Annotated in this window: 9 protein-coding genes and 1 pseudogene; 4 read left to right on the top strand and 6 right to left on the bottom strand. The window is 73.8% G+C overall.

Going from position 1 to position 9,109, the window contains the following annotated elements:
- The 4 genes and pseudogenes from AOK16_RS12665 to AOK16_RS12650 all read right to left on the bottom strand — a co-directional run.
- Window positions 1-290, bottom strand: a pseudogene (locus AOK16_RS12665) (cysteine--1-D-myo-inosityl 2-amino-2-deoxy-alpha-D-glucopyranoside ligase); the annotation flags it as partial.
- 283 nt (window positions 291-573) lie between these two features.
- Window positions 574-1,449 carry an SCO1664 family protein gene (locus tag AOK16_RS12660; RefSeq protein ID WP_079101308.1) on the bottom strand — a complete coding sequence of 292 codons (876 nt, stop codon included), beginning with the start codon at window positions 1,447-1,449 and terminating at the stop codon, window positions 574-576.
- Window positions 1,410-2,003, bottom strand: coding sequence for a DUF3090 domain-containing protein (locus tag AOK16_RS12655; RefSeq protein WP_055472359.1), 594 nt, complete (start codon window positions 2,001-2,003; stop codon window positions 1,410-1,412). The genes AOK16_RS12660 and AOK16_RS12655 overlap by 40 nt, the downstream gene beginning before the upstream one ends.
- An 87-nt stretch (window positions 2,004-2,090) precedes the next feature.
- Window positions 2,091-2,804, bottom strand: a complete 714-nt coding sequence (locus AOK16_RS12650) for a histidine phosphatase family protein (protein WP_055472358.1) — start codon at window positions 2,802-2,804, stop codon at window positions 2,091-2,093.
- 60 nt (window positions 2,805-2,864) lie between these two features.
- On the opposite strand from AOK16_RS12650, the gene AOK16_RS12645 reads away from it, so the two are divergent.
- The gene (locus tag AOK16_RS12645) at window positions 2,865-3,848 is read left to right on the top strand and encodes a magnesium and cobalt transport protein CorA (RefSeq protein ID WP_055472357.1); all 984 of its coding nucleotides are present in this window, start codon (window positions 2,865-2,867) and stop codon (window positions 3,846-3,848) included.
- 135 nt (window positions 3,849-3,983) lie between these two features.
- Here the strand turns inward: AOK16_RS12645 and AOK16_RS12640 are convergent, their stop codons facing one another.
- Entirely contained in the window at window positions 3,984-4,772 is a 789-nt protein-coding gene (locus tag AOK16_RS12640) for a hypothetical protein (RefSeq protein WP_055472361.1), read from the bottom strand.
- A gap of 309 nt (window positions 4,773-5,081) precedes the next feature.
- On the opposite strand from AOK16_RS12640, the gene AOK16_RS12635 reads away from it, so the two are divergent.
- On the top strand, window positions 5,082-5,699 hold the full coding sequence (locus AOK16_RS12635; RefSeq protein WP_055472356.1) for a hypothetical protein: 618 nt from the start codon (window positions 5,082-5,084) through the stop codon (window positions 5,697-5,699).
- A gap of 245 nt (window positions 5,700-5,944) precedes the next feature.
- Here AOK16_RS12635 and AOK16_RS12630 read toward each other — a convergent pair whose 3' ends face one another.
- Window positions 5,945-6,997, bottom strand: coding sequence for an LLM class F420-dependent oxidoreductase (locus AOK16_RS12630; RefSeq protein ID WP_055472355.1), 1,053 nt, complete (start codon window positions 6,995-6,997; stop codon window positions 5,945-5,947).
- A 132-nt stretch (window positions 6,998-7,129) separates the two neighbouring features.
- Between AOK16_RS12630 and AOK16_RS12625 the strand changes: the two genes are divergently transcribed.
- On the top strand, window positions 7,130-8,113 hold the full coding sequence (locus AOK16_RS12625; RefSeq protein ID WP_055472354.1) for an aldo/keto reductase: 984 nt from the start codon (window positions 7,130-7,132) through the stop codon (window positions 8,111-8,113).
- The coding region (locus AOK16_RS12620; RefSeq protein ID WP_276202497.1) for a helix-hairpin-helix domain-containing protein at window positions 8,110-9,109 on the top strand (1,000 nt) is incomplete at its 3' end. The genes AOK16_RS12625 and AOK16_RS12620, both read left to right, overlap by 4 nt.

The following is a 9,109-nucleotide window of genomic DNA, read 5'->3' as shown; positions in this document are numbered from 1 at the left end:
CCGTCCCGCTCGGCCCGCTCCAGCAGCGGGTCGTCGACGTCGGTCACGTTCTGGACGTAGTGAACCTGCCGCTTGGTATCGAGCCACACGCGCTGTACGAGGTCGAACGCGTTGTAGGTCGCCGCGTGCCCCAGGTGGGTGGCGTCGTACGGGGTGATGCCGCATACGTAGATACGGGCGACGGGACCGGGGGCGAGGGTGATCGGACCCCCGGTCGCGGTGTCGTGGATCCGGAGGTCGCGGCCACTGCCAGGCAGGGCGGGAACCTCAGAAGCGGGCCAGGCATACATGCATTGAGCGTAACCGGACGCCTGTTCCACATACGAACCGGACTAGTGGGCTTGGCCGGATAGGCGCTCTTGACGGATCGCCTCCGGCGTGACGTGCCGGGCGCCCGCTCGATCAGGCCCGACCTCGGTGCCGGCTTCGGCCGGGCCGCGGCGCCTGGCCCAGCTCCTGGGCCCCGGCCCCTCCTCGGACCTCGCTGCCGGTCCCGGCCCCCAGTGCCGGGCTCGCTTCCAGCCCGGCACCGGTGCCGGACCTCGCTTCCGGCCGCGCCGCTGCCGGGCGCGCTCACACCGGCGGCCACGGGATGGCGGGCCACTGCCCGCCCGGCTCGGGGTGCCGGCCCGTGCGCAGCAGGTCGGCCACCCGGGCGCGCAGGGCGTCCAGCTCCGCGCTCGTGATCAGGCGGGCGAGGCGGGCCGCCAGGGGGCGCCCCTCGCCCAGCTCCGCCGCGACCGTGCGGAGCACGCCCCGCGCCTCCTCCGTCAGCGGCTCGGTGGCCCAGCCCCACAGCAGCGTGCGCAGCCTGTCCTCGGCGTTGAAGGTGGTGCCGTGGTCGATCGCGTAGAGCCCCCCGTCGACCGTCGGCAGCAGGTGACCGCCTTTGCGGTCGGCGTTGTTGATCACCGCGTCGAGGACCGCGAGCCTCCGCAGCCGCGGGTCATCCGCGTGGACCAGCAGCGCGGTGCGCCCGCCGCCGACCTCGGCGAAGCCGACGGCCTTCCAGCCGGGCCCCGGCTCCTCGCCCTCGACCAGGGCCAGCAGCTCCACCCCGTCGTCGGCCTCGACCCACAGCTGGCACATGCCCTCGCCGTACGGCCCGTCCCGCAGCACCGTCGGCGGCACCAGGTCCCAGCCGGTGGCCCGCGACATCTCGTAGGCCGCGACCTCGCGCCGGGCGAGCGTCCCGTCGGGGAAGTCCCACAGCGGCCGCTCCCCCGCGACCGGCTTGTAGACGCAGGTGCCGCGCTGCCCGTCGAGCGCCACGGAGCAGTAGAGCACCGCGTTGGAGGCCTCGCGGATCCGCCCGCGCACGGTCAGCTCACCGTGGGCGAGCAGCTCCAGGGTGGCGGAGTCGTCCGGCTCGGAGGGCTCATCCGGTGCGGAGGGCTCGCCCGGCGGGGTCACTCCTCCCCGCGGCGGTATCCGTTCTGGCGCGGACATACGTGTCCCTCCGGGTCGAGCGGCAGGCTGCACAGCGGGCACGGCGGGCGGCCGGCGTTGACCACTTCCAGCGCCCGCTTGGCGAACGCCCGGGCCATCGGCCCGGAGAGGCGGACCCGCAGCATCGGCGGCCCGTTCTCCTCGTCCTGCAGGAGCCTCTCCTCGGCCTCGGCGAGGTCCTCCTCGGTCTCGGCGTCCAGCTCGACCAGGGCCTGCGCCTCGACGATCATGCGCTGCTCCTCGCCGTCCCAGGCCAGGGCCATGGTGCCGACCCGGAACTCCTCGTCCAGCGGGGTCTCCAGCGGGGCGGTGTCGGTGAGTTCGGTCGGCGCGACCGCCGGTACGGGCGCGTTGCCGCCGGTGCGCCGCACCACCTCGTCCAGCAGCTCGTCGATCCGCTCGGCGAGCGCGGCCACCTGGGTCTTCTCGAGCGCGACGGTGGTGGTCCTGCCCGCCGCCGAGGCCTGGAGGAAGAAGGTCCTGCGACCAGGCAGCCCGACCGTACCGGCGATGAAGCGGTCCGGCGGGTCGTACAGGAACACCTGACGGGACACGTCCTGCTCCCTTGTCGTCTCGGGGTCCGTCCGCGGCCCGTCCACCCTACTGCGCGAGGCGATCACGGTGTGCCCGTGGCACCCGCCTCAGGGCGCGCCCGTGGCGCCGCCCACCGCCGCGTCTCCCGCGCGCCCCGCCGTACCACCTCCTGCGCCGTTCGCGCCGGGCGCGAGTGCGCGGAACTCCCCGGTGTCGCCGAGCCGGAGCAGGAAGGGGCGCAGCGGCGTGTAGCGGATCGCGGTGACCGAGCAGGGCTCGACGGAGATCCGCTGGAAGAGGTCCAGGTGCAGCCCGAGGGCGTCGGCGACCAGCGACTTGACGATGTCGCCGTGCGTGCACATCAGATAGACCGCGCCGTCGCCGTGCTCGGCCTCGATCCGGGCGTTCCAGTCGCGTACGGCGTCGACCGCGCGCGCCTGCATGGCCCGTACGGACTCGCCCTCGGGGCCGGGGAACTCGGCGGCGGACGGGTGGTGCTGGACGGTGTTCCACAGCGGCTCGTCGGCCAGTTCCTTGAGCTTGCGGCCGGTCCAGTCGCCGTAGCGGCACTCGCCGATCCGCTCCTCGGTGTGCAGCGGCAGTCCGGGGCGGGCGGCGAGCAGCGGCCGCAGCGTCTCCCGGCAGCGCTGGAGCGGGCTGGTCACGGCGGCGGCCAGCGGCAGCCCGTCGAGCCGCCCGGGCAGTGCGGCCGCCTGCGCGGCGCCGTGCTCGTCGAGGGCGACTCCGGGCGTCCAGCCCGCGAGCACCCCCTCGGTGTTGGCGGTCGACCGGCCGTGCCGTACGAGGATCAGCGTGGGCATACGGCAACCCTAAGGGCTCGCACCCGTGCGCGGCCGACCGAGCGGAGGGACAATGCGCGCGTGATCGTGGACTGTGCCATCTACCGGGACGGGCGTCGTACCGAGGGCCCGGCGGACTTCTCCGACGCCCTCGGCGAGGCGAGAGCGGCGGGGGACTCGTTCCTGTGGATCGGCCTGCACGAGCCGACAGAGGCCGAATTCGCCCATGTCACCAGCGAGTTCGGGCTGCATCCGCTGGCGGTGGAGGACGCGCTGAAGGCCCACCAGCGGCCGAAGCTGGAGGTCTACGACGACTCGCTGTTCCTGGTCCTCAAGCCCGTGGTCTACGACGAGGCGGCCGCCACGGTCACCGCGGGCGAGCTGATGGTGTTCGTCGGCGACTCCTTCGTGGTGACGGTCCGGCACGGCGAGGGCGCCCCGCTCGCCGCGGTACGCCGCCGCCTGGAGGAGGATCCGCAGGTCCTCAGGCACGGCCCGACGGCGGTCATGTACGCGGTGAGCGACGCGGTGGTGGACCACTACATCAGCGTGGGCGCCGAGCTCCAGAACGACCTGGAGGCGCTGGAGGCGGACGTGTTCGCGCCGGACGGCGGGGACACCAAGGGCACGGCGGCGCGGATCTACTCCTTCAAGCGCCAGGTCCTCGAATTCCGGCGCGCCACCGGCCCGCTGGCCGATCCGATGCTGCGGCTCGCGGGCGCCGGGGTGCCGTTTGTCCACGAGTCGACGCGGCCGTTCTTCCGCGATGTGAGCGACCATCTGACGCGCGCCAACGAGTACGTGGAGGGCCTGGACCGGCTGCTGTCCGACATCCTCAACGCCCATCTGGCCCAGATGGGCGTGCGCCAGAACAACGACATGCGGAAAATCTCGGCCTGGGCGGCGATGGCGGCCGTGCCGACGATGGTCGCCGGGATCTACGGCATGAACTTCGAGCACATGCCGGAGCTGGGCACGGTGTGGGGCTATCCGGCGGCGGTGGCCGTCATGGCCGGGGCCGTGCTGGCACTGCACCGCCTGTTCAAGCGGCGCGGCTGGCTGTAGCGGCCGGCCCTGGCCGCCGTACGCGACCGGGGCCGGAACCAGGAGCATGAGCAGGGCCGGAACCAAGAGCAGGACCGGGGCCGGGGTCAGGGCCGAGGCCAGAACCAGGACCGGTCCCCGGATGCTTCGCCCGACTCAGGCGAACTCGGGTGCGGGCTTGGCCGGGCCGCCGAGCGCGTCGAGCCGCTCCGGCATCCGCAGGCTCACCATCCGCCGCCACCCGCCGAGCCGCTCGTACCCGTACACCGTGTGGATCCCGGCGGCCAGCGCCGCCGACTTGGCCTTCGGCCAGCCCAGCAGACGGCCCATGTGCGCCATGACGGCCAGGGAGACATCCCGGTAGACCCGGATCTCCGCCAGCGCGCTCTCGCGCAGGATCCGCTGGATGGTGCGGCCGTGCCCGGCGGCGGCGAGCCGCAGCAGCTCCTCGTGGCAGTACGCGAGGTGGTTGTCCTCGTCGTTGGAGATCATCCGGACCGCGCGGCCGATGTCCGGGTGGTCGCCGAACAGCCGGCACAGCAGCTGCATCTGCTCGGCAGCGCGCTGCTCGGTGACCCGGCTGTGCGCGAGATAGGTGATGATGTCGTACTCGGTGAGCGGCTCCTCGACGCGCAGCTTGTCGTGGGCCAGGCCGATGCCCTGGCGCTCCAGCAGCATCGTGTAGTCGGTGTCGGTGGGGACGTCGACCGGGTCGAGGCCGCGTTTGCGCAGCAGGGCGTTGAAGATGCGCCCGTGCTTGTCCTCGTCCGCGCCGTGCCGGACGATCCTGGGGCCCAGCTCCCGGTGCGAGGCGGGGATCAGCGCGGCGATCCGGCCGTTCTCCCAGCCGCCCTGTGCCTCTCCGCTGGCCGCGATGGAGCAGAACAGCCGGAACGAGTCGTCGTTGTCGAGGATTTCGGTGAACAGGCTTCGCGCCGACAGCATCACTGCCCCTCTCCGTACGGGCTTCCGCAAAGGAAAAGTCAAGTGGGGTGCGCGGCCTCCGGCAACAGGGGAGTCGGGTCAATGAGCCGAACGAAGGAGCGCGGAAGCAGAAGGGCGCGCAAGGGGCGCGTAACCACCGGGCCCGCGCCGCGTTGTCTTGGGTGACGGCCGTGGCGGGGAAGACCCCCGAGCCCCCACCACGGCCGCGGAACTTCTCCGCCCCTCGGCCCGCGGCTCCCTGGACGGGCCGCGGGTGCCGGACAGTCCCCTGGGTAGGGTTGTCCTGGACCTGAGGGGGATGTGAGACGGGTGGGCAAGTTCAGCAGAGCGGCGCGGAGCAGTCCCGCGCCCCAGCGCCCGGCACCCGCGGATCCGGACTGGTCGCCGTACGAGCGCCTGGAGGACGCGGCGCGCGCCTACTTCCTGCACGCGGACGTCGCGTTGGAGGCGGTCGGGGGCGTACTGGGACGGCACCGGGTGCTGGGCTTCACGCTGGAGCGCGTGGTGGACCTGACCGAGGCGGGCGTCTCGGTGTGGCAGGAGGCCGCGGTCTGCGACGGCAAGCGGCTGATCCTGTGGCACAGCGAGGAGTTGACGGACGACAAGGCCCCGGGCGGCACGGTCCTCGACTCCTCGGTGCAGGTGATGCCGCTGGGCTCGATCCGGCATGTGGGGATGCGGACGCTGATGGGGCACGACGCGGCGGGGCGGCGGATCGACCGCGGGGTGCACCTGGTGCTGGCCACCGGCACCCCGCACGAGCTGACCCCGACTCCGGGCGGCGATCCGGACGCGCCGCTGACCTCGGCGCGGTTCCGCCCGGAGTCGTTCCGCTTCAGCAAGTCCCTGGACGACGGCGGCCCGGGCCAGATAGCCCGCCTCATAGCCTTCGGCAGGCTCCTGGGCCGCCTGGTCCCGGGGCACTAGCCTCCTCCGGGCCCCTGCGGGTACAGGCCTGGCGTCGCTCGGCGGCCCCGCGGCCGCGGAGCGTGGTCCGGCTCGCCGGGAATCCTGTCCCGGCACAGGGGCGCGATCCCGTACGGCACGGCCCGATCCCGCACTGCACGATCCCGCACGGCGGGATCCTGTACGGCGAGGCCCGATCCCGCACGGCGCGGCCCGCCGGTGCCGTACCGGCCGCGCCCCCGCCACCAGCCCTCCAGGGCGGGGAGCTACTCCCCCGCTCCCGACCGGTCCAGCGCCTCAACTCCCGCCCGCAGGGCGGCGATCCGCTCGTCCAGGGTGAAGCCCCCGGGGGCGAGGGAGAGGGTCGTGACGCCGGCCTCGGCATAGGCGCGCATGCGGTCGGCGATGCGGTCCACCGAGCCCAGGAGCGTGGTGGAGTCGATGAGTTCCCTCGGCACGGCCGCCGCGGCCCCGTCCTTGTCCCCGGACAGGTACTTCTCCTGGATCTCCGCCGCCTCCTTCTCGTACCCCATGCGCTGCGCCAGCCTGTTGTAGAAGTTCTGCCGGGCGCTGCCCATGCCGCCCACGTACAGCGCGGTGTACGGGCGGAACTGATCGGCCAGCGCGTCCACGTCCTCGCCGACGGCCATCGGGACGGTGGGCACGAGATCGAACCCTTCGAGGGTGAGCCCGGCCTTCTCGCGCCCGGCGCGCAGCGCCCCGAGCGTGGTCTCCTCGGCGTGCTCCGGCGCGAAGAAGACGACGAGCGCGCCGTCCGCGATCTCCCCGGTCTGCTCCAGGTTCTTGGGGCCGATGGCGGCGATGTAGAGCGGGATGCGCTCGCGGACCGGATGGACGGTCAGCTTGAGGGGCTTGCCCGGGCCGCCGGGCAGGGGCAGGGTCCAGTGCTCGCCCTCGTGGGTCAGCCGCTCGCGGGACATCGCCTTGCGGACGATCTCCACGTACTCGCGGGTGCGGGCCAGTGGCCGGTCGAACTTGACGCCGTACCAGCCCTCGGAGACCTGCGGGCCCGAGACGCCGAGGCCCAGGCGGAAGCGGCCGCCGGAGAGCGAGTCGAGGGTGGCGGCGGTCATGGCGGTCATCGCCGGGGTACGGGCGGGGATCTGGAAGATTGCCGAACCCACGTCGATGCGCTCGGTCTGGGCGGCGACCCAGGAGAGCACGGTCGGGGCGTCCGAGCCGTACGCCTCCGCCGCCCAGCAGACGGCGTAGCCCAGCCGGTCGGCCTCGCGGGCGACCGCGAGGTTGTCCGCGTCCATTCCGGCGCCCCAGTAGCCGAGGTTGATCCCGAGCCGCATGCCGCTCCCCTGCCTTACTGATCGGTAACGTCCCTGCTGCGGGGGACTCTAGCGCGCGTCGTCCGGATCCGGCAGGGCCGGGTTGTCCACAGGCCACCGCTCGCGCGGCTCCGGCCAGTAATCTCAAGGCCCATGGAGCAGAGGCACCTCGGGCGGACGGGCCTTCGCGTTTCGCGGATCGGCCTCGGCACCCTCACGTGGGCGCGGGACACCGACGAGCACGACGCCGCCGACCAGCTCAAGACGTTCTGGGAGGCGGGCGGCACGCTCGTGGACACGGCGGACGTGTACGCGGACGGGGGCGCCGAGTATCTGCTCGGCCGGCTCATCGAGGACCTGGTGCCGCGCAGGGATCTGGTCATCGCGACGAAGGCGGGGTCCGTGCCCGACCGGGACCGCCGCTTCGACGGCTCGCGCGGACACCTGCTGGCGGCGCTGGACGCCTCCCTGGTCCGGCTCGGCACGGACCACGTCGACCTGTGGCAGGTGCACGCCTTCGACCACGCGACGCCGCTGGAGGAGACACTGCAGGCCCTCGACATCGCGGTCGCCAGCGGGCGGGCGCGGTACGCGGGGGTCTCCAACTTCAGCGGCTGGCAACTCGCCAAGGCCGCCACCTGGCAACTGGCCGCGCCCGGCGCGCGTACCCGGCTGGCCAGCACGCAGATGGAGTACTCCCTGCTGCAGCGGGGCGTGGAGCGCGAAGTGCTGCCCGCCGCCCTGGACTTGGGGATCGGACTGCTGCCGTCCTCGCCGCTGGGGCGCGGCGTCCTGACGGGCAAGTACCGGCACACGACCCCGGCGGACTCGCGCGGCGCGTCCGCGGACCTGGCGGCCTTCGTGGCGCCCTATCTGGACGAGGCAGCGAGCCATGTGGTCGACGCGGTCGCCACCGCTGCCGACGGGCTGGCGGCGACACCGCTCCACGTCGCGCTGGCGTGGGTGCGGGACAGACCGGGCGTCGCGGCGCCGATCGTCGGCGCCCGCACCGCGCAGCAGCTGTCCGCGGCGTTGTCAGTGGAGGCGCTTAGTCTTCCCGACGAGATCCGCCGAGCGCTGGACGACGTCTCGGCACCCGTCCACCGCTACCCCGACCAGGACTGGAGCACCCTGTGACCACGGACCGCCCGACCGACCCCCCAACGGACGAGCCGGTACGCGAGGCGGACGTGCCCTCCGACGCCGCCGCGCCATCCGGGCGCGGCACGGGTGAGCGCTCCAAGCGGTCGGCCGCGGCAGAGGCGTTGGCCGCGGCCGTGCGGGCCGTCGAGAGCGGGGAGCGGTCGGCGGCTTCGTTCTTCACCGAGCAGAGCCACCCGTCCGGGCAGGGCGCGGGATCGGGGACCACCCGGGCGGGTGCTGTCCCGGCGGGTGCCGTGTCGACGGATGCCGTGTCAGCGGGCTCCCTGCCAGCGAGTTCCGTCCCGACAGGTTCCGCCCCGGCGGGCTTCGTGCCAGCCCCCGCCGCGCCCGCCGATGGGCCCGTCGGCCCGGCCACGCTCCACCGGGAGCGCCCGGCGCCGCACTCCGCGCCGACCGCCCCTCCCGCCCCCGTAAGGGTCGGGCTGGCCGGGCTGCCCGCTGCCCAGCGGCTGGCGCAGAGTGCGACAGTGCGGGAGGTGCTGGGTGCGGGCGGGGCGCCGGAGGCACTGGCGGACAAGGTCCTCGACGTGCTCGGCGAGCGGGCCGCCACGGCCCTGCGCGAGGACCCCTGGCAGCTCCTCGCCGTCCCCGGCGTGCGGCCCGAGCAGGCCGACGGCTTCGCGCGCGCCCTGCTGGGCCCGGACTGCGGGCCCGGCGACGAGCGGCGCGCGCAGGCCCTCGTCCACTGGGTGCTGGAGCGGGCCGCCCTCGAAGGGCACACCGCCCTGGAGCCGTCCACCATGACCGCGGTCCTCGCGCGGCGCTCGGTACCGGACCCGGAGGAGGCGCTGGGCGCCGCCGTCGCGGACGGCGGGGTGCTGATGTTCCAGGACGTCGCCGAGACCCCGGGCTCCGCCCCGGCCCGGACCACGTCCGGTGCCGATGAGGACGAAGAGCCGCCCGTACGGGTCCTGTTGGGCCTCGACCGCTACGCGCTCGCGGAGGAGAGCCTCGCCGACGGCCTGGCCC

It is taken from the genome of Streptomyces pathocidini (genome assembly GCF_001418495.1).
Classification (GTDB): Bacteria; Actinomycetota; Actinomycetes; order Streptomycetales; family Streptomycetaceae; genus Streptomyces; species Streptomyces pathocidini.
Note: the sequence above shows the minus strand (reverse complement) of the source record. Positions and strands in the feature narration are given on the sequence as shown.

What these genes read in the sequence shown, in the direction of transcription:
- AOK16_RS12660 (WP_079101308.1), bottom strand. Translation starts at nt 1,449, where the DNA reads ATGTCCGCGCCAGAACGGATACCGCCGCGGGGAGGAGTGACCCCGCCG.
- AOK16_RS12650 (WP_055472358.1), bottom strand. Translation starts at nt 2,804, where the DNA reads ATGCCCACGCTGATCCTCGTACGGCACGGCCGGTCGACCGCCAACACC.
- AOK16_RS12640 (WP_055472361.1), bottom strand. Translation starts at nt 4,772, where the DNA reads ATGCTGTCGGCGCGAAGCCTGTTCACCGAAATCCTCGACAACGACGAC.
- AOK16_RS12630 (WP_055472355.1), bottom strand. Translation starts at nt 6,997, where the DNA reads ATGCGGCTCGGGATCAACCTCGGCTACTGGGGCGCCGGAATGGACGCG.
- AOK16_RS12625 (WP_055472354.1), top strand. Translation starts at nt 7,130, where the DNA reads ATGGAGCAGAGGCACCTCGGGCGGACGGGCCTTCGCGTTTCGCGGATC.